Origin of the sequence: Novipirellula methanifontis (genome assembly GCF_052161655.1) — a bacterium.
Taxonomy (GTDB): Bacteria; Planctomycetota; Planctomycetia; order Pirellulales; family Pirellulaceae; genus Novipirellula.
The window spans coordinates 7,084,697-7,105,532 of the sequence record NZ_CP197418.1 but is presented as its reverse complement, the minus strand read 5'-3'; the positions used below and the strand labels follow the sequence as shown (position 1 = coordinate 7,105,532).

Sequence of the window (20,836 nt, the reverse complement as noted above, 5' to 3'; positions counted from 1 at the left end):
GTTGTTGCCGGAACTCAGCTCCGCCGTATTGTCGCACGGCTTTCCAAGCCGTCAGCGAGCGTCACGCTTGATCGTCGAAGCGAGATTCTTCGCGTTTCAATCACACCGAAGGTTCACTGTACCGCTTCCAGCTTGGAAAGCTGGGCGACAATAGTGCGATGCCTCGTATTGTCGCACGGCTTTCCAAGCCGTCAGCGTGCGTCGTGTTTGACCGTCGAAGCAAGAGTCTTCGCGTTTCAATCACACTGAAGGTTCACTGTACCGCTTCCAGCTTGGAAAGCTGGGCGACAATAGTGCGATGACTCGTAATGTCGCACGGTTTTCCAAGCCGTTAGCGTGCGTCGTGTTTGACCGTCGAAGCAAGAGTCTTCGCGTTTCAATCACACTGAAGGTTCACCGCACCGCTTCCAGCTTGGAAAGCTGGGCGACAATAGTGCGATGCCTCGTATTGTCGCACGGCTTTCCAAGCCGTCAGCGTGCGTCACGCTTGATCGTCGAAGCGAGATTCTTCGCGTTCCCATCACACCGAAGGTTCACATTACCGCTTCCAGCTTGGAAAGCTGGGCGACAAAGGTGCGATGCTCCGTATTGTCGCACGGCTTTCCAAGCCGTTAGCGAGCGTCACGCTTGACCGTCGAATCAAGAGTCTTCGCGTTCCAATCACGCTGAAGGTTCACCGCCCCGCTTCCAGCTTGGAAAGCTGGGCGACAAAGGTGCGATGCCTCGTGTTGTCGCACGGCTTTCCAAGCCGTTAGCGTGCGTCACGCTTGATCGTCGAAGCGAGATTCTTCGCGTTTCAATCACACCGAAGGTTCACCGCACCGCTGCCAGCTTGGAAAGCTGGGCGACAATAGTGCGATGCCTCGTATTGTCGCACGGCTTTCCAAGCCGTTAGCGTGCCTCACGCATGACGGTCGAATCAAGAGTCTTCGCGTTCCAATCACGCTGAAGATTCACCGCACCGCTGCCAGCTTGGAAAGTTGGGCGACAATGCTTTTGGGCGTTGTTTAAAAGGGATCTTTAGCAAGATCCATTACCGCCATACTTTCATTCTTCGTCGGGGACTTTACGATCCTAGCTTCACCCGTTTGCCGGTTTTGGCGCTTTCGTAGATCGCCTGGATCACCTCGATACTGCGACGACCTTCGCGACCATCGATCGAACAGGGGCGATCTTCGTTGATCGACGAGACGAACTCTTCGAACAACATGGTGTGGCCGTGGTGCCCAATCGACGACGGATCAGCCGCGCCGCCACCCGTCTCGGTCTTGCCCGCCATCGTTGCACGAATCTCGGCATCCTTATCGGTTTCGTTGGCAAACTTCCAATCGCGAATGTCTTCTTCTTCCAGGACGGCGGTCCCTTCGCTGCCGCTGATTTCAATTCGCTTGAGCGCTCCTGGGAAGGCGGTCGTGGTCGCTTCGATCACGCCGAGTGCCCCATTGGCGAATCGCAAATTGGCGACCACCACATCTTCGACTTCGATTCGCTCGTGAGTCATTGTGTCCATCATCGCGCTGATTTCGACCACGTCTCCCATCAACCACAGTAGCAAATCGACACTGTGGATCGCTTGGTTCATCAACGCCCCACCGCCATCGAGTTCCCACGTGCCGCGCCATGCACCGCTGTCGTAATATTCTTGGGTGCGATACCACTTCACGTACGAATCGCCCATGGTGATTTTGCCGAAGCGGCCTTCTTCGACTGCCTTTTTCATGATTTTGCTCGACTCATGAAAGCGGCTTTGGAACGTCACGGCGAGCCGGACGCCAGCATCTTCGCACGCTTGGATGATCTGGTCGCATCGCTCGACGGTGATTTCGAGCGGTTTTTCGACGATCACGTGCTTCCCAGCCTGGGCGGCCAACACGGCGGGATCGCGATGAGCACCGCTGGGGGTGCAGATTGAAACCGCCTGAATCTCGGGATCGGCTAGCATCGCTTCGATCGAGTCGTACGATTTACAGCCATTTTTCTCGGCAAACGCCGCCGCTTGCTCCGGATTTCGAGTGGCACAGCCCACCAATTTGGCGCCTTTGGCGTCCTTAATAGCCTTGGAGTGAAAGCCTGCGATCATACCGCAACCGATAATGCCAATCCCAATCGTCATCGTTTTCGCTTCTCTAGTGGGGTGAATGTTTCTTTTGGTGGTGTTTCCAGATTTGCTCTCACACGATACTTTTTCTATAGCTTCTTTACTACCTGCGATCACGGTGCCTGCTTGGCTCACGCCGCTGTCACGACCGCGAAGAGTTTGCATGAATTGCCACGTCTACTGGACGAGGCTGCGGGTATCGCTGCGCACGTAAAGAAACTTCGCCCTCGAAAACTGGCCTCGGGCAAACCCTCTCGCCGTTCAACGAACCTTTCGTTGGCCTTTGACGGCGTTTGGGGCTCGATTCGCGGTCTGTTAGCCGCCGCGATTGCTCAGCACAAACCCAACGTGTTGGTGTTGCTGCCCAATGCGGCGGACGCCGATATCGTCGCAGGCGACGCAGTTGCATTTGGTTTGACCGATTCGATCTCGCTGCCACTCTCCTCGGGTGGCCAATCCTCCGGCAACCATCACCACCGCGACGCCGAATTTGCCGAGCGTCTGCAAGTGCTGCAGCGACTGCAGGATCGAACTTCCGAGGACCCGCATCCGCTGCTGGTGACCGCGTTCATCGGCGGAGCGATGCAGCGAGTCCCGTCGCCCGAGCGGCTCGATTCGGCAACACGAGTGCTGAAGGTGGGCGAGGAGGTGAATCCCGAGACGATTCGCCGTTGGCTTGCCGAAGCCGGATTCGCAGCAACGACGGCAGTCCAATTTCCAGGCGAATTTGCCACTCGTGGCGGTATCCTCGATGTTTTTTCGGCCGATCAACCAAATCCGCTCCGGATCGAGTGGTTTGGGGACGAGATTGAATCGATCCGCCGCTTCGATCTTGGTAGCCAACGCAGTATCGAATCGATCCACGAAGTCGAAATCACCGCGATCAGCGGCGAAGACATCGAAGAAAAAACGGACGCCGAAACCAATTCCTTTGGGCTGCTCGCCGATTACCTTCCCGATGACACCCTCGTCGTGTTGGTCGATCCTCACGACTGCAAAACATCCGCCGATGCGATCATCGATCGCTCGGGCGGCGATCCCCGTTTCGTCCCCTTTGACGATTTGATCGCTTCGCTGCAACGGTTTCCGATCGCGGTTGCGAGTTCATTAAATGAGGCAGTCGATGGCGCCGTTGTCGACCTGAAATCCGCCAGCGCCGACGGGTTCGCGGTCACGCTGGACGAGGCGTGTAAGCGAATCGATACGATCGCCGATAACCATGACATCATTCTGGTCGGCGACACCGCGGCCGATAGTGAGCGGTTATCAGAATTGCTTCGCGAAACGAATGCACAATCGCAAGGCCGTTTGCATTTGACCGTCGCCGAGCTCAGTGGTGGATTCCGCTTGGCCAGCGCCGAGGTCTTGGTGTTGACCGGTGCCGAGCTGTTTCATCGCAGCCCCGTCAGACGCCGGCAAACGCGAGCTCGTAGCAAGCCAATTGCAAATTTGTTGCAACTCGAAGTGGGCGACCTCGTCGTTCATCTTTCGCATGGTATCGGTTTGTATCGTGGATTGCAGAATATTGAAAAAAATGGTCAGCATCTCGAACATTTGACGATCGAGTTCGATGGCGGCAGCAAGATCTATGTGCCTGCTTCGCGAATCGGGCTGGTTCAGCGTTACGTTGGCGGCACTAAGACGCAGCCGCGGCTTGCCAAAATCGGCAGCCAAGCCTGGCAACGGCAACGCAAAGCGGCTGAGTCGGCGGTCACCGACATGGCAAGCGAGCTGCTGGAAATGCAAGCCGAGCGAACGTCACGCCGCGGTATCACCTTCGATTCGGACTCCGCGTGGCAACGCCAATTTGACGCCAGCTTTCCCTATATCGAAACGGACGACCAAGTCACCGCGATCGATGCGTCTAAAGTTGATATGGAGACGCCCAAGCCGATGGATCGGCTGATCTGTGGTGACGTCGGATTTGGCAAAACCGAGGTCGCAATGCGGGCCGCATTCAAAGCGGTCACCAGCGGCTATCAAGTCGCAGTGCTCGTGCCGACGACCGTGTTGGCCGAACAGCATTACCACAGTTTTTGCGAGCGAATGGCCGAGTTTCCGGTCGAGATTGCTAAATTGAGCCGGTTTTGTACCGCTGCAGAGCAACGTCAAACTGTCAAGGAAATTCGCCGCGGCAAAGTCGACATCGTCGTCGGGACGCACCGTTTGGCCAGCAAGGATGTGGACTTCTCTAACCTCGGTTTAGTCGTCGTCGATGAAGAGCAGCGGTTTGGCGTTGCGGTCAAAGAGCGTTTAAAGACGCTTCACAGCAACGTCGACGTGATGACCCTTTCGGCGACGCCGATCCCACGAACACTGCACATGGCACTCGTTGGCGTTCGCGACATCAGTAACCTGGAAACACCGCCAGCCGAACGGATGGCGGTGGAAACGAAAGTGACTCGCTGGGACGATCAGATGATCCGTACGGCGATTGTGCGAGAACTAAACCGCGGCGGACAGCTGTTCTTTATTCACAATCGCATCGGTGACATGCACACCGTCTCGGAAAAAATCCGTCGTATCGTCCCCGAAGTCCGCATCGGGATCGGCCATGGCCAAATGGGCGAAGGCGAGCTCGAACGCGTAATGGTGGACTTTATCGAGCACAAGTTCGACTTGCTGCTAGCGACCACGATCGTGGAAAGCGGCATCGATATTCCCAATGCGAACACGATTTTTATCGACGACGCCGATCGTTACGGCTTGAGCGATCTTCATCAATTGCGAGGCCGTGTGGGGCGTTACAAACATCAAGCCTACGCGTATTTGATGGTCGCGCCGCACAAGCATCTGACCCCCGAGGCGTCAAAACGGCTTCGCGCGATCGAAGAGTTTAGTCACATGGGTGCCGGTTTCGCGATCTCGATGCGTGACCTCGAAATTCGTGGGGCCGGTAATTTGCTGGGCAGCCAGCAGAGTGGCCATATCGCCGCAATCGGTTACGAGATGTATTGCCAATTGCTCGAAGATGCCGTTCGCCAAGCTCAGAAGCTGCCACCGAAATTGTCAGCCGAAGTTGATATCGATCTGCCGGTGGAAGCCTATCTTCCCGAAGATTATGTGCCTGATTTGCGACACAAGATCGATCTGTATCGCCGCATCGCAAAGATTGAAAATGCGTCGCAGATCAAGGAGGTGCGTACGGAGTTGCGAGACCGATTTGGGGTGCTTCCCGAGCCTGCCAAACGAATGCTCGAACTTGCCGAATTGCGACTCGATGCCGCCGCGTGGCAGATCGCATCGATCACCTCGGATGCTCGCTTCATTGTGCTGCACTACACCGACCGCAAGCGGATTGAACAGCTGGTGCGGCAGAGTTCGATCGCAATCCGAATCGTCGACCACCGCAGAGCGTACATTCCGACCAAGGACTACGACATGGAAGTCGATGTGGCGGGCACAAGTTGGTTGCAGCTAGCGCGGGCCGCACTGCATCTCGGCTGAGTCAAAAGCAACCAATCCCGTAGCGAAACTCGCCAAGAGTTTCGTGCACTGCTTACGCGTCACGACCCACTAACTCAGCCGTCGGCTCGGGGATTTCCACGTGGGACGTTTCTGGCTTGTGGCCTTCGCCCGGTAGTGGGCCCATTTGGTGAGTGCCCATCGCGGGGAATAACGGCGCCAGGACATATTGCCGAAACACAAACCAGATCAAATTGCGTTCGTTCAATTGCGGATCAATCGTCGCCGCGATCGCCGCATGGGCTCTCGGCAGTTCACTCCAGTGCATTCCGGGGTGATCGTGGTGGGCGGTGTGATAGCCGTTGTTGAAAAACAGAAAGTTAAACCACCATCCGGTAAAGTTGCGAGAGTGATCATGCTCGGACCATGCATCGGTGTGGATGTGCTGGATAAAGTTAAAGAACATGATTACGGTGCTCGACATGATCGCCGGCAAAATGACCGAGAAGAACCACAAGTACAATCCAAGCCCGGTTTGTTGGTTGTGGTAAAGCACGGCGGCCAATACACCCAGCCCGATGTAGCCCCCCATCCAAACGACGTATTGAAAGCGGATCCGGGCGTACAGTTTTGGCTTACGGGTTTTGACTTTCTCGATGTATTCGCGAATCGGAAAACTCTGGAAGTAGCCCGATACGAAGGGATAGCTCAGTACGACCCAAATGCTGTGTTTATTTGTGTAACGCCAAGTTGCCGTCGCATCCCCAGGACGGTTCACGAATTGATGATGATTCAAGTTGTGCGTCGGCACCCACATCAGCGTCGGGTAGCCGTAGAAAAGGGTCAGTACATGACCGAATAAGTGGTTCCAACGAGGCGACTTGAACGTGGCTCGGTGGTTGTGATTATGAGAAATCGTGCCGCACGCAATCGCCAAATAGCAGCTGATCGGACTCAGGTAAATCACCCAGCTCGGGTCGGAATATTGAATCGCCACCAAGGTGATTGCGATCACGACCCACAGAACCGATCGAAAATCGGCGTGATTATGTAGCGACATCGTAGCGATCCCTCTGTCGGACGTGGGCTGCAGAGATTGGGCACACGCGATGAGTAAGTTTTCCGCGGGAATCGCTGAACACTGTATTGCCTGTGTTCGTCGCGTTTTTCGAGCGTTTGCTACTCAAAGTGAGAGCCTGAGCACAGACTACGACAACCTAAGCGATTGTCAATCGACGATTCTCAATTCGTGTACAGCAGAGAGGCTCGGCGTCGGTGTTACCTCGCCGTGCGTGTTCAGTATGATGTCAGCTGGGTGTGACAAGCGGATCACGATGCAATTCGACGATAAGCATCGCATGGAATGCATTCTTAAACTCTCGTCCACGTTTGACGATTAGCTCACCGGGCATTCGCTATGCCCGGATCAATGGCGACCTTAATGCCTGCAACGACTGGGCAAACGGTAAGGTCCTCACCCTCAATGTCGCCCGACGTCTCCGACGTCGGAAATAAACGTACGGATGTCGGAGACATCCGGCGACAATCGACACGCTTATAGAATCGAGCCGGGGCGATAGCTTGCCGCTTCAGGATTTTTGCTGGTGATCGCTTCGATTCGCGAGATCACATTTTGCACCTGAGTCGTGGCGTTGCCAATAAATTGCTTCGGATCTCCGATCGCTGCATTCAGTGCCTCGGCATCCATCGGGATACGATCATCGCCAGCCAATCGCTGGATCAAATCATTGTCATCGCGGCCGCTTTCGCGCATCGCAAGCGCCGCGGATACCGCATGCTCCTTGATCGCTTCGTGTGCCGTTTCGCGGCCCACGCCCGATTTGACTGCAGCGACGAGAATTTTGGTTGTCGCCAGGAACGGCAAGTAGCGACGCAATTCGCGGTCGATCACGGCGGGGTACGCACCGTAATCAACCAGCACCGTGAGGAACGTTTCGAGTTGCCCGTCGATTGCCAAGAACGCGTCCGGAATCGCGACGCGGCGGACGACACTGCAGCTGACGTCGCCTTCGTTCCATTGATCGCCAAGCAATCCGCCGATCATAGTCAAATAGCCACGCAAGATCACGTTGAAGCCGTCGATCCGTTCGGCCGATCGCGCGTTCATCTTGTGAGGCATCGCCGACGATCCGACTTGCCCTGGTTTGAATCCTTCGGTCGCCAATTCCGCTCCGGCCATCAATCGCAACGTGCGAGCAAAGTTGGCTGGTGCCGACGAAAGCTGCGTTAGCGCCGAGATCACGTCAAAGTCCAGCGATCGTGGATACACCTGCCCCACTGAATCGAAACACGATTCAAACCCAAGCGATTTCGCGATTCGGCTATCAAGTTGATCCAGCTTGCTGGCGTCGCCTTGGAACAAATCGAGCATGTCTTGCTGAGTGCCGACGGGGCCTTTGATGCCTCGCAGCGGATAGCGAACCAGTAAGTTGTCAATGCGATCGTAGGCCACCAACAATTCTTCGGCGATGTTAGCGAACCGTTTGCCTACCGTCGTGACTTGAGCGGGCACGTTGTGGCTGCGACCAGCAATGGCAAGCTCGCTGTATTCGGCCGCTCGTTCCGCTACCAACGACAGTGCGGTGACGATGCGGTCACGAACTAGATTCAGTGCCGAGCGAATTTGCAGCTGCTCGACGTTTTCAGTCAAGTCACGTGACGTCATCCCTTTATGGATGTGCTCGTGGCCCGCCAATTCGTTGAATTCTTCGATGCGGGCTTTCACATCGTGCTTGGTGACTCGTTCGCGGGCATCAATCGCAAACAAATCAACGTTGTCGATCACCGAGCGGTACGCCTGGATCACCCCGTCGGGGACGTGAACCCCGAGGTCCTTTTGAGCCTCCAGTACGGCAATCCACAATTCACGTTCAAGAACGATCTTGTTTGCGGGCGACCAGATTTTCACCATCGCTTCACTCGCGTATCGCGATGCAAGAATATTGGGTAGATCGGTCGACACGACAGGACTCCTGACAGAGATGGGGGGAAGCTCATTCACAAACGAAGTGCCGGAATATACGCTTTGGACTGCGCCGCGTGAAGCATTGGGCTATTTCGCAGTCTCGCAGGATGGTCTTCCAAGGCCGTCGCCCAACGTGATCCACTTTGCCCCTAACGGGTGTTTTTAAAGCGGAGCGGCGCAAGCCGCCCGGTCGAATTCGAACTTTTTTACTCGCTACAACCGGACGGCTCGCGCCGTGACGCTAACAAAATCGACGGCCTTGGAAGGCCAGAGTACATCCCATCGGTCGAATCCATTTCATGATGAACCAAGGCACCACCCCGCTCGAACGTCGCCAAGCGATCATTGCGTTGGTCTTAGTCAATGCGATGTGGGGGGCCTCCTTTCCGATCATGAAGTGCCTAAACTTGCAAGTGGATGATCATTTTGGAGTCACCGAGCTGACCGCGTCAGGGTGGCTGCGGACAAGTTCAGCGTCCTGGTTGATCGGACTAAGGTTTGCCATCGCGTTTGGGTTATTCGCGATTTTGTTGCGGGGCACGCTGCGTCGTGTTCAGATGCCTCATCTGTTGGCGGGCGCAGCAATTGGTGTCATGTTTTTCTTTGGGTTGCTGCTGCAAGTCATTGGATTGGCCACGATTCCGGCATCGCGGAGTGGCTTTTTGACGAGTTTGGTGGTGATCATCACGCCGCTGATCAACACTGTGTTGCGGAAACAATTGCCCCGCCGTTGTGTCATGCTCGGTGCCCTGGTGGCGTTGGCCGGAGTCGCGACGTTGACAGGATTGATTGTGATCGACGACGGGCAGATTTTACTCGCCAACGATGCGCTGTCGCGGTGGACCATGGGCGATTCAGTGACCACGCTCGCCACGTTGTTCTTCAGTTGTCAAATCTTATTGGTTGACGTCTTTGGCAAACGCTACGAGTCAGTGTTGTTCACGCCAAGTATGTTTGGCACGACAGCGATCTTGGCGATGATCGTTTTCGCGGGGCTGAGTCTGCCTGTGCCGGAAACGTCAAGCGGTGGCTGGACCGCGCTGGCGTTGCAGCCTCGGTTCTATCTGCTGCTAGGCGTTTTGTGTTTCTTTCCATCGCTGGTGGCGTTTGTCTGGATGAACAAGTACCAACCACGTTTGACCGCTGGGCAAGCTGCGGTGATCTACACCTGTGAGCCCTTGTTCGCTTCCACCTGGGCCATGTTTATCCCCGCGATGCTTAGCGTGTGGTGCGCCGTCAGCTATGCCAACGAAGAATTCAGCACTCCCCTGCTGATTGGCGGATCGCTTGTCTTGCTCGCCAATATCCTCGCCTTGTGGCCCGAAAAAAGGCCCCGAAAAAGGCCCAGAAAGGAAGTCGCAACGCACTGATCACGCCATGCAGCGGATCTTCGAGGGCAACCGCTCGACCGAGTGTGTTAAGATGATGACTGCGTTGAAGGGTTCTAAGCAGGTCGGCAGGATTCTTTCAGTACATTAGCCGTTTTGGCAAACGCTGTGAAGCATTTAGAGACGGCGAGTTACGGCATTTGCGTTCCGTAGCTACGCTCGCCAGAGCGTGGATGGTTGCCGGCCAATATGAATCACCACCTTCTGGCGAAGGTAGCTACGAGAAAATGCTTCACAGCGTTGGCCCAAACGGCTAACTGGATTTCCCCAATGATTCCTGCCTATCGTGGCTTTTGGGTTTAAACAGCGTATCTCCTCATCAAGAAACGAAGCACTATGGATCGCCGAAAATTTCTCACTCGCACCGCCGCACTTGCCTCGATTGCTACGACTGCCCACGCGACTCGTGCTGCCGCACCTGCCGCGACGCCTCGCCGCGTTGGTTTGATCGGCTGTGGCTGGTACGGCAAATGCGATCTACTGCAACTGATTAACATTGAACCGGTCGAGGTGGTGTCGCTGTGTGATGTCGACGCCAACATGCTCGATGAAGCAGCGGGGCTTATCGAGTCGCGACAGACTTCTAAGAAACGCCCGCGAGTGTATGCCGATTACAAAGAAATGCTCGCCGAGAAAGATCTTGACATCGTTTTAATCGCGACCCCTGACCATTGGCACGCGCTCGCAATGATCGCGGCAGTCGAGGCCGGAGCCGATGTCTATGTGCAAAAGCCGACGGGAGTCGATGTGCTCGAAAGTCGAGCGATGTTGGATGCTGCTCGTCGCACGGGGCGAGTGGTACAAGTCGGAACGCAGCGACGCAGTACGCCCCACTTGATCGAGGCGAAACAGAAAGTCGTCGACGCCGGGTTGCTCGGTGATGTGGCGTTCGCCGAAGTGTGCTGTTATTACCACATGCGAGCCAACAAAAATCCGCCAACCATCGCGCCGCCGCCTTCCTTGGACTTTGATCGTTGGACCGGTCCTGCACCCCTGCGTCCGTACAATGAACTGATTCATCCACGGTCTTGGCGTGCATTTATGGAGTATGGAAATGGCATCGTCGGCGATATGTGTGTACACATGCTCGACATGGTTCGCTGGCAACTTGGTCTCGGATGGCCTCGTCGCATAAGTAGTGTGGGTGGGATTTTGGTGGATACGGAATCGATCGCCAATATCACCGATACGCAGACCGCCACCTTTGATTTCGAAGATCTCGATGTGGTCTGGACGCACCGCAGCTGGGGAGCGGCACCGGATCCCGAATTTCCCTGGGCCGGGATCATTTATGGATCCAAGGGAACGTTGAAGTTGAGCGTTCAGAAGTATGAGTTCATCCCGCGTTCAGGCGGAAAAAAGCTAAGCGGCAACGCCGTCATCGAACTCGACAAATATCCAAGCGATCAATCCGATGCCGAAAAGTGGAATTTGGAATTGCACGTTGCATCGGCGATTCGTGGGCACATGCGTGACTTTCTAAATGCAATTGATGATCGCTCCAAACCCATTGCGGATATTGAACAAGGCCACATTAGTAGTGCCTCGTGCATCTTGGCAAACAATGCACTCGCGTTGGGCCGCACGTTAGAATTTGATCCGGAGACGAACACGGTGGTTGGGGATGAGGAAGCGACGAAGTTGCTCCGACGCCCCTATCGCAAGCCGTATCTGCATCCAGCGGGTTGAAAAGCCGGGCCAACGTAGATCTTTTTGTGAGCCGACGGCGTTAGCCTGGTCCGCTGAAACATTGGTATTGACGTCGGATATTGGGGGTGAGTTTTTCTTCCGGGCGACACTGCAGTCACCTCTCCACCGACGAAGAAACTCTTGACGGCTTGTTGATTTAATCCAAATGCAAATCGCAACGGTGAGCCGAGGGCCGTAAGGCACCGGGTAGTGCCTCGGACCCGGCCGCTTACGCGTCACGGCTCACTAAATCAACAAGCCGTTGACGAGTTCCGCTACAGGAATTGCTTCACAGCGTTCTGCTTAGGGGGTCGGTGTCGGTTCGACTTGGATCGCCGGGGCTGTAACAGGGTGGCCAATTCCCTGCTGGAAATCGACAACGAAATAGCACACCACCGAAATCACAACGACACCGATCAAGTTCAATGCGAATCCTGCTTTGGCCATATCGCGGACGGTCAATTGTTCCGACCCAAACACGATCGCATTGGGCGGCGTCGCCATGGGCAACATGAACGCGCAACTTGCGGACAACGCAGCCGGAACCATCAAGAACGCGGCATCGTAGCCCGCACCTTCGGCCGCCGCGCCCAAGATCGGCATCAGCAGCGTCGTCGTTGCCGTGTTGGATGTGACCTCGGTTAAAAACGTCACCGTCAAACAGATCACCGCCATTAGCAAGAGCGGATGGAGTCCGGATAGGTGCGAGAACTGGCTACCGATGATGACGGAAAGCCCCGTCACTTCGGCTGCCTTCGCGATCGCCAGTCCGCCTCCGAACAGAATCAAAATGCCCCAAGGAATGTCTCTCGCGGTTTCCCAATCAAGCAAGCGGTTGACCTCCACACGCTCGCTACCTATACCATTTTTCGGTCGATGAACGGTCGTGGTGCCGCTGGGGATTAAGAACAACGCGATCACGGCTGCCAGACCAACGGTTGCGTCGTGAGCCATCGGGACATCAAACAGTGCCGACCAGCCGCCATAGGGGGCGCTGCGGGTGATCCACAGGAAAGCCGTCAACGACAGTACGCCCAGCACGCGTCGTTGAGCACTCGTCCAGCGTCCTAGATCCTTAAGTTGCATCGAACAGCTTCGTGACAAACCCCGCGTCAACAACACGCCTGTCACGACGAGCATGATCGCAGCAACTGGCACTCCCACTTTCAGCCACGAGAAAAAGTCAACGGTCCGCTCGTTTTGTTGCTCGTAAATCGACACGAAGACGCCGTTGGGGGGCGTACCAATGATCGTCGCAATCCCGCCGATACTCGATCCGTACGCGACTGCCAACAACAGCGGCACGTGCAGTCGCGAGTCTTTCTGTTCGTGCAGTACCGCAATCGCCACGGGCAACATGATCAACGCCGTTGCGGTGTTCGAGATCCACATGCTTGAAAAAGCCGTGGCGGCCAAAAAACCGAGCACGATACGTCGCTGGGAACTTGTCCCTAACAACTTCATTAAGCCATGCGAAACCCGCAAATGAGTTTGGGAGTGTTCGGCGGCTCGTGAAATCATAAATCCAGCCATGAACAACAGCACGAACTTGTCACCATAGGCTTCGGCGAGCTGGCGATGATCCAGCACCCCGGCAAAGGGAAATACCACAAACGGAACCAGCGACGTGACCGGAATCGGAACCGCTTCGGTGCACCACCAAACTCCACACAGCGAGGTGACTGCGGCTGTGACCGCCACGGGATGCGACAGCCCAAATACGCTGACGCACAGTCCATAGACGACAAACGCCACACCTATTCCGGCAGCGGTACAGAGAGCGCGAAAGTGCAGCATTCGAGCGAGTTCCAAGCTAAAGCAAATTGAAACAGGAAAGGATATAGAGCGAGATCAAGCTGACGACGCTGGCGGAGTTGTTCTCCGTCGTTGAAGCTCAACAGTGTAGCGAATCAGAGGGCAGAAGGGCGTTTTGTCGCAGATCCTCTTCCAACACATCGCTGCAGTGAACATGGAGACAGGAGAAATGAATCAAGTTCCACTCGCTTGCACTGTGCCGGGATTGTAGTAAATCGGCTGTAAATGCGGTGGAAACGCGTCTGATTATTGCCAAATCGTCCGCAGGGGGCAGCACCACGAGTTACACGAGACCACAGAAAGCATTCTTCCTAATCGATGCAGCGAAGTGCTCGGCAATTTTCGACGTTACTCGGCTCTACTAAACGATTCGTTAACGCTAGAATAAGAGCCGATGAAGCGACAAATTCTTTTCTGTTAGAACATTGGGTTCCCAATATGAGCACCGAAACAAACGCCAGCCGTGCGTATCAGCATTTACGAAACAAGTTGATCTCAGGCGATTTTGAACCAGGCGCTCGTCTGCTTTATGGTCCGATTGGAAAGGAAATTGGGGTCAGTGCGACGCCGGTGCGGGAAGCCGCTGGGCAGCTCGCCAACGAAGGGCTCGTCGATTTGGTTCCCAATATGGGAGCCATCGTGCGGTCGCTTGATCGTGCTGCCTTAATCGATATCTACGAAGTTCGTGAGGTCATCGAGCCCTACACTGCGGCTCGAGCTGCAGAACGGGCCACCCCGGATCAGATTGCGAAAATTCAAGCGGAATTGACTCGGATGGAAGAGTTGACCGCGAAGCAAGAAAAATCCTCAGCCCAGTTCGCGGGCAAGCGGATTAAAGGTCAATTTGACAAGGCCGACTACCAATTTCACATGCTGATCATCGAGGCCACTGGAAATCAGGCGCTCGTCCACACCGCGTCACAATCCCAGGTCTTAACGCGAGTGTTTGGAATCCGCCGTCACCGCCATGACGTCACTGCGATGAAACGAACCTGCAAAGACCACCAAAAGATTTTTCGGGCGATCAAAAAGCACGATGCCGACGCAGCTCGTGATGCCGCAGCGGCTCACATCCGTAACGGTTTAAAGGTCTCGCTGATCGAAATCGACGGCAAAGAAGACGGCGAAGCCTAGTAAATCATCCCGTCTTGATTTTGGGGTAGCGAAACTCGCCAAGAGTTTCGGATTGTTTGGCAAATTCAACGAAAGTCTTGACGACTTCCGCTACGTCCACCCCGAATTGTTAATCAGGATGCAGCACTCGTAAATGGGCCAAAGCGGTCTAAGCCACGGGGGTTTATTGAGTCTGAGCCACCATATTGGCCAGCTGCCGGTACTCGGTGTACAGCCGATCATAGGCTGCGGTTCGTTCGCTTCGCGGGCGGACGACGTCCTGTTTTCCGGCGGGAACACCCGCCATCGCGGTCGCTGCTTCGCTGACACTTGAAAAGCCGCTCGCTTCGGATCCGGCTGCAATCATCCCCAACACCGCGGCACCGACCGCCGGGCCCTGCGTGGACGGATGAATTTCAATCTCCATCCCCAGCACATCGGCGTACACTTCGACGAACGCACGGTTGTGATGCGGTAATCCTCCGGTGGCAATCAGTCGATCGATCGGGGCGCCGCCATCGCGGAGCAGCTCGACGATCCAACGGAGTCCAAAAGCCGAGCCTTCCATCAACGCCAAATACAAGTGTTCGGGGCCGTGCTCGAGTCCTAGACCGGTGAACGCACCACGCAGACTGCCGTCCATCAATGGGGTGCGGCAACCATTCATCCAGTCAATGCACATCACTCCCTCGGCACCGGGCGGCAATCGCAGTGCCGCCTCGGCGAGCGAATCAAAGGAATCGAGTCCAAGCAATCGCCGCAGCCATGCGAACGCGTCACCGACTGCCGCTTGGCCTGTTTCGTATCCAAACATGCCTGGCAAAATGCCACCGTCGACCACGCCAGCGATCCCAGGGATATCGGCTGCGGTGTTGGCGTTGAGCATGTGACAACTGCTGGTCCCCAACACCATCACCAGCACTCCGGCGTCAGCGGCGCCGACACCCGGTACTGCGGAATGCGCGTCAATGATCGCGGTGGAAACCGGAATCTTCTCGCGAAGTCCAAAACGCTTGGCCATTGCCACGGTCAAGCCTCCGGCAGGTTCACCAGGCGATCGCATCACTCCTGGCATGCAATGCTTTGCGGCCTCGGCCAACTGCGGATGGACCGCCGCAAAGTACTCGCTCGACGGGTAGCCATCCTTCGCCGACCACATCGCCTTGTATCCCGCTTGGCACGTCGATCGAGTCAGCGACGCTGCGGGCCCGCCCACCAATTGCCACACGAACCAGTCTCCGGCTTCCAGCCAAACTTCCGCCGCCGAGGCAACTTCGGGAGCTTTCTCGATCGTTTCGAGCATTTTTGGGAAGAACCATTCCAGTCCGATTGTGCCGCCATACCGTTGTAAAAACGATTCGTCACGCTCTCGGGCGACTGCATTCATCCGCTCGGTTTGCTCAAGTGCACCATGATGCTTCCATAGCTTCGGCCATGCCAACGGAGTCGATCGGAACGCCTCGATTTCACAGAGCGGCGTGCCCTCGAGTGTGGTTGGCAACATTGTGCAGCTGGTGAAGTCGACTCCGATCCCAACAACACTCGCAGCCTCGATTCCCGCCTCGCTGATCGCGGCACGCGTCGCTTCGGCGGCCGAATCGATCCAGTCGCCCGGGGCTTGCAATGCGTACCGCGGTGGCAATGACGCGTCACAGCCAGGCAGCGTCTGAGTGATTTGGCCATGGGCATAATCACGCGACGCCAAGCCGAGTTGGTTGCCCGCGGCATCAATCAAAATGGCTCGCACCGATTCAGTGCCAAAGTCCAGCCCCAACGCTACAGGGCCGCGATCGACAGGTTCAAGAGAGTCAGCAGGGTTCATCGTGATTCCTTTATTTCAACTGGGACGGATCGACCACGGCGTGTTTGATCAATTTGCGTTTCCAGGTATAGGTCATGTGGACCATCCCGTCATCGGTTTGAATGATGGCGGGATAGCTGAACTCGCCCGATTTTTCTTTTTCGAGCACGCCAACTTCCTTCCATTTCCCTCCGTCCTCGGAAATCGCCAGATTCAAAATACTCCGCTTGCCCCAGCCATTTTCAGACGAACCGAGATGATTGTAGATCATCAGCTGACGACCATCGGTGAGCGTGACGACATCAATTCCGGAGTTCGGATTCGGCATGTCGGTCGCTACCAATTTCGACCAGGTATCGCCGCCATCGGTGGACTCGGTCGACGCAATCACACTTTCTTTGGTACGGCAAAGAGCTTGCAAACGGCCATCGGGATACGTCAGTAGCGTCGGCTGAATCGCACTGAATTCTTTGCCGTCGTTGATCGGCCCGATGCGTTTCCATGTGCCGCTAAGTTCTCCATCAACCAGCGTGATCTTTTCAAAATGGACTCGCCACCCCTCATTCTCGGTCGACGAACCGCAGAGCAGCGTTTTGCCATCGTCTAACAAAATCGGTTTGCAGCGAACCGGACCATCAATGCCTTCGGGCAATCGTTTGCGATCGGTAAAGGTGCGACCGCGATCGTAGCTGATCATCACCTCGCCCCACCAACTGTGTGGTCGTGGTCCGACTTTGAAGAACAAGAACAGCGGAGCATCGCCGGGCGGCTGATACAGTACTGGGTTCCAGCATGGATGACGCATTCCGTCGTGCTGAACTCCATCAGCAACGTTCAGAGGTCGTGACCAACTCAATCCATCATGAAAACTGGTCCAGATCGCCACGTCCTTGTTCCCCTCTTTGGTTCCACCAAACCACGACGCGACCAACCCGCGGGAGGTTTGGCAAATCGTCGAGGCATGGCATTCTTTGAACGGAGCATCCTTGAAAATAAATTCGCTCGACAGCAGTCCTGGGAATGCTGGTTCGTTCGCTGCCTTGGGCTCGCTCGGCATTGTTTCTTCGGAGGTGAAGGTAACGCAATCATCATGAGCAACGTGGTAGATCCGGCCGTTCTCGCTGCCGACTATTAAATCAGGCTTACCGTCCTTGTTGAAATCGCACACCGTGGGGCTCGACGTATGTCCGGCGACGTTTCGTTTTGCCAAGTTGCCGACTTTCTTCAGCATCACCTTGCCATCGACATCCGCACAATTGCGATACCACGTGGCATTCTCGGAATTGACCAATACGTCCAGTCGTGAATCGCCATCCCAATCGACCACTTGTAACTTGACTCGCCCGGATCGACCGCAAGTTCCGGAATTGAGCTGAAGCGGTTGCCCGTTTTCGTCAATGAAAATTCGCTCCGCCACTCCGCCACCGGAGCGAAGCGTCAAATAACCTTCCTGGTCCAGCATCACCAAGTCAAGTTTTTTGTCGCCATCGAAATCGATTGCCATCGGCGTGGTTCGCCACTGAGTCAATGCCGAGCTGGACAATGTTTGCCACCAATACCATTTCGGTGGCGCTTCGCGTTGTCCCGTATCAAAGTTCTTCTCAACGAGCGTTCCGGATTCGTTGGTCAACATGCCCAATCGCGACAGAATCGAGTTGTAAACAATGTCACCATCGCCATCGCCGTCCCAATCGGCAACCGACAACGTGGTGTAACCCCACTTCGCTTCGGCGGGACCTTGAATGGAACCACTCGGGCCTGCCATCACACGAAACGGTTTCTGTGAACCATCGTTTTGTTTGACCTCTAGCAGTTTCGGAGCCGCCCATTTTGGCAACCCATTTTCCGCATTACCCAGATTCTCAAAATAACCAATCGAACCTGCGGTGTTGCCACAAACAATGTCTTCGTCTCCGTCATTGTCCCAGTCATAGGCGAAGGGAGTCGCCAGCGCACCGAACTTCAGCGTGTCGGCTTGCTGCTGAAAATATGCTGGCGCTTTGAAAACCGGTTGGTGATCGCGAAGTTCGCCAGTGTTTTCTACCAGGGCAACACGTCCATCCTCGTCCCCCACGATCAAATCTAGATCACCGTCGGCGTCCCAGTCGACCGCCGTCGGAGTGATCATTTGCAAATGCATCACCAGCGGATCACCGGAAACGTCATTCAGTTTCTGGCCAGCTGCGTAATTCGGTTTGGTGCGAGTGCCGATGTTTTGGAAATAGGTGAAACCGTCCAAGAACTCACCACACAACAAGTCCAGGTCACCATCGTTATCAAAGTCGGCAAAGTTCGGGCTCGGAAACCCATAGACATCAATTTCGCCGCCGCCGGCCTGTAATCGTTCGGGCTCAGCCGAATAGGTTGGCTCGTCGTCGCTGCCTTCGTTTTCAATCAAGTAGACATAGCCGTGCAGTGGACCGTTTCGCCAATTGCCGTGGTTGTCATAGGCGTGATCCCAACTGTAATCGGTCCAATCGCCGCTGCCGACAACGATATCTTGGTCCCCGTCGCCGTCGTAATCGACGTATCGCCACATGTTCGCGCGAGTGTTGCCTTTGGTGTGATGATTAGGGTTGGCGTGTGCTTTGATCATGGTCGGTTTCGAGAAATCAAACTTGCCCGTTTTGGCATCACGGCGAAACTCTTTTGCCGGTAACATCAGAATCGGTTCACCATCGACCACACTCATTTGCATGAAATGACTGCCGCTGCCGATGCGAACGCCTGCTTTGAAAACCGGCATCTTCTCGTTTGGATCCTGAGACGGATTTTCGAAAAAGTAGGTGCCGTTGGATGGTTTGTCAGGACAGCTCACCAACAAGTCCAAGTCACCGTCGTTGTCGTAATCCATTGGCAATGGAAACGCCCACAACCCCACGCCAAGATCGACCTTCAAGCCTGGGTTGTTGTACTGCAGTGGTTGTAGTTTCCACTGCGGTTCATCCGCCGCGGCGAATGAACTGAGCGTCAGGGCGCACATCCAACAATAGACAGTTAAGTTCGGTAGCTTCATTTCTTCTCTTTCGGTAGGGCTCGGCGGGCGTTCATCGTGGTCAAATGAGTGTCAAGTTTAGTGCGCATCTGCGCGGCAATCTCGGGAAGCGATGCACTCAAGTCGTGCTGTTCCGCTAGATCGGTTTCCAGATCGTACAATTCGATACGATCGTCTTCGGCAAACTGAATGATCTTATAACGTCCGTGACGAAGTGCAGATTGCGGGCGTGTTTGGCTGACCGTAAAGTCATTCACCCCGATCGTCGGAATCGCATCTTTGAATCCGGTTTCGGGGTGGTAATAGGGAAAATGCCAAATCAAGCTGCGGTCAAATTGTAATCGGGGATTGCTCAGCAGGGGCTTGATGCTGACGCCATCGACGTCGTTTCGCGATGGTTTGATTTCACTTCCGCCTCCAATGTCCGCAAACGTGGGCAGCAGGTCATACCCAACCACACTGGTGTCGCAGGTTGCCCCCGCTGTTATTGTTGCAGGCCAGCGAGCGATCATCGGTACCCGAATTCCGCCTTCGTACAGGTTCCACTTGGATCCTCGTAGCGGAGCATTGCCACAGTACTCGGGGTGACCGCCGTTGTCAGACACGAATACCACCAACGTATTGTCTTGTTGTCCCGATTCGTCGATCGCAGCAAGAATCTCGCCGACGTGGTGGTCCAGCGTTTCCACAAACGCTGCATATTCCAGTCGCAATGGACGCTGCGGAATCTCTTGGGGAATTTTGGCGTCATACTTTTCAACCAGCCAACGACAACGGTTTTTTACCGGCGTATGAACGTAAAACGACGACGCCATTAAAAAATAGGGACGGTCGTGAGGGCGACGAATAAAGTCGGTTACCTTTTGCACCATCGAGTCGTGAGGGATGATTCCGGAATCGGATTCCAGCTCACGATTCTTTTTCGTCCATGCGTACGGATGGTCGCCAAAATCTTCGATTGCGACTTCGAAACCTTGCTTTGCCGGCCCAAATTCGGGGTGCCATCCCAAGTAACGTCGATGGTGTTGGCTGACATGCCATTTGCCGAAAAATGCAGTTTGATAATCCAGCGTTGCCATTCGCTCGGCAATTGTCGTTTCGGCCAGCGGCAGATTCAGCGTTAGCGGCGGCGCAGTCAGCGGAACGTCCGCGTCGATCCGCTGGCGGCCAGGTTCCCCCTTGGTGACAAACTCAAAACCGAGTCGCGGTACCGCCTTCCCCGTCAGAATGCTGGCTCTCGCAGCGGAGCAAATCGGTGCCGGCGAATAGGCGCTCGTGAACTGTATGCCTTCGCTCGCCAATCGGTCGATGTTCGGCGTTTCATGCCACGCGTGACCATAACATCCCAAGTCCGACCATCCCAAATCGTCCACCAAGATGAACACGATGTTGGGCCGCCCGTTTGCCCTCAGTGGTGAAACCATTCCAGAGGTCAACAATCCCGCCATCAAAACGAGGAACGCGAAAAGGGTTGTCGTCCGGGTGGGGTTCATGTCGCTTGTCTCTCTTTGCCCGCAGAGAATAGGGTGTTTGGTCTGTCACACTC

11 protein-coding genes are annotated in these 20,836 nt (G+C 55.3%); 4 read left to right on the top strand and 7 right to left on the bottom strand.

All coding sequences use genetic code 11. The features are described 5' to 3' along the window. Positions 1 to 1,066 precede the first annotated feature (1,066 nt). Positions 1,067 to 2,113: a Gfo/Idh/MocA family protein gene (locus SH528x_RS25745; protein ID WP_442506311.1), complete on the bottom strand. Its 1,047-nt coding sequence runs from the start codon at positions 2,111 to 2,113 to the stop codon at positions 1,067 to 1,069. A 111-nt stretch (positions 2,114 to 2,224) separates the two neighbouring features. Between SH528x_RS25745 and mfd the strand changes: the two genes are divergently transcribed. After that, positions 2,225 to 5,545 carry a transcription-repair coupling factor gene (gene mfd, locus SH528x_RS25740; RefSeq protein WP_442506310.1) on the top strand — a complete coding sequence of 1,107 codons (3,321 nt, stop codon included), beginning with the start codon at positions 2,225 to 2,227 and terminating at the stop codon, positions 5,543 to 5,545. A 52-nt stretch (positions 5,546 to 5,597) separates the two neighbouring features. On the opposite strand, the gene SH528x_RS25735 is transcribed toward mfd, so the two are convergent. Beyond that, complete coding sequence (locus SH528x_RS25735) at positions 5,598 to 6,563, bottom strand: fatty acid desaturase family protein (protein ID WP_442506309.1); 966 nt, start codon at positions 6,561 to 6,563, stop codon at positions 5,598 to 5,600. Between the two features lie 495 nt (positions 6,564 to 7,058). Continuing rightward, the gene (gene purB, locus SH528x_RS25730) at positions 7,059 to 8,486 is read right to left on the bottom strand and encodes an adenylosuccinate lyase (protein ID WP_442506308.1); all 1,428 of its coding nucleotides are present in this window, start codon (positions 8,484 to 8,486) and stop codon (positions 7,059 to 7,061) included. A 302-nt stretch (positions 8,487 to 8,788) separates the two neighbouring features. Here purB and SH528x_RS25725 point away from each other — a divergent pair, with 302 nt between their 5' ends. Further along, positions 8,789 to 9,859: a DMT family transporter gene (locus SH528x_RS25725; protein WP_442506307.1), complete on the top strand. Its 1,071-nt coding sequence runs from the start codon at positions 8,789 to 8,791 to the stop codon at positions 9,857 to 9,859. A 354-nt stretch (positions 9,860 to 10,213) separates the two neighbouring features. After that, on the top strand, positions 10,214 to 11,566 hold the full coding sequence (locus SH528x_RS25720; protein WP_442506306.1) for a Gfo/Idh/MocA family protein: 1,353 nt from the start codon (positions 10,214 to 10,216) through the stop codon (positions 11,564 to 11,566). Positions 11,567 to 11,869: 303 nt separating this feature from the next. Here the strand turns inward: SH528x_RS25720 and SH528x_RS25715 are convergent, their stop codons facing one another. Continuing rightward, positions 11,870 to 13,363 (bottom strand): SLC13 family permease, encoded by a 1,494-nt coding sequence (locus tag SH528x_RS25715; RefSeq protein ID WP_442506305.1) that lies wholly within the window; start codon positions 13,361 to 13,363, stop codon positions 11,870 to 11,872. 456 nt (positions 13,364 to 13,819) lie between these two features. On the opposite strand from SH528x_RS25715, the gene SH528x_RS25710 reads away from it, so the two are divergent. Further along, positions 13,820 to 14,515, top strand: coding sequence for a GntR family transcriptional regulator (locus SH528x_RS25710; RefSeq protein ID WP_442506304.1), 696 nt, complete (start codon positions 13,820 to 13,822; stop codon positions 14,513 to 14,515). Between the two features lie 163 nt (positions 14,516 to 14,678). On the opposite strand, the gene SH528x_RS25705 is transcribed toward SH528x_RS25710, so the two are convergent. The 3 genes from SH528x_RS25705 to SH528x_RS25695 are packed head-to-tail and all read right to left on the bottom strand — an operon-like array spanning position 14,679 to position 20,783. Further along, entirely contained in the window at positions 14,679 to 16,316 is a 1,638-nt protein-coding gene (locus SH528x_RS25705; RefSeq protein WP_442506303.1) for a ribulokinase, read from the bottom strand. A 10-nt stretch (positions 16,317 to 16,326) separates the two neighbouring features. Then, positions 16,327 to 19,278: an exo-alpha-sialidase gene (locus tag SH528x_RS25700; protein WP_442512176.1), complete on the bottom strand. Its 2,952-nt coding sequence runs from the start codon at positions 19,276 to 19,278 to the stop codon at positions 16,327 to 16,329. 29 nt (positions 19,279 to 19,307) lie between these two features. Then, positions 19,308 to 20,783, bottom strand: a complete 1,476-nt coding sequence (locus SH528x_RS25695; RefSeq protein ID WP_442506302.1) for a sulfatase — start codon at positions 20,781 to 20,783, stop codon at positions 19,308 to 19,310. Positions 20,784 to 20,836 lie beyond the last annotated feature (53 nt).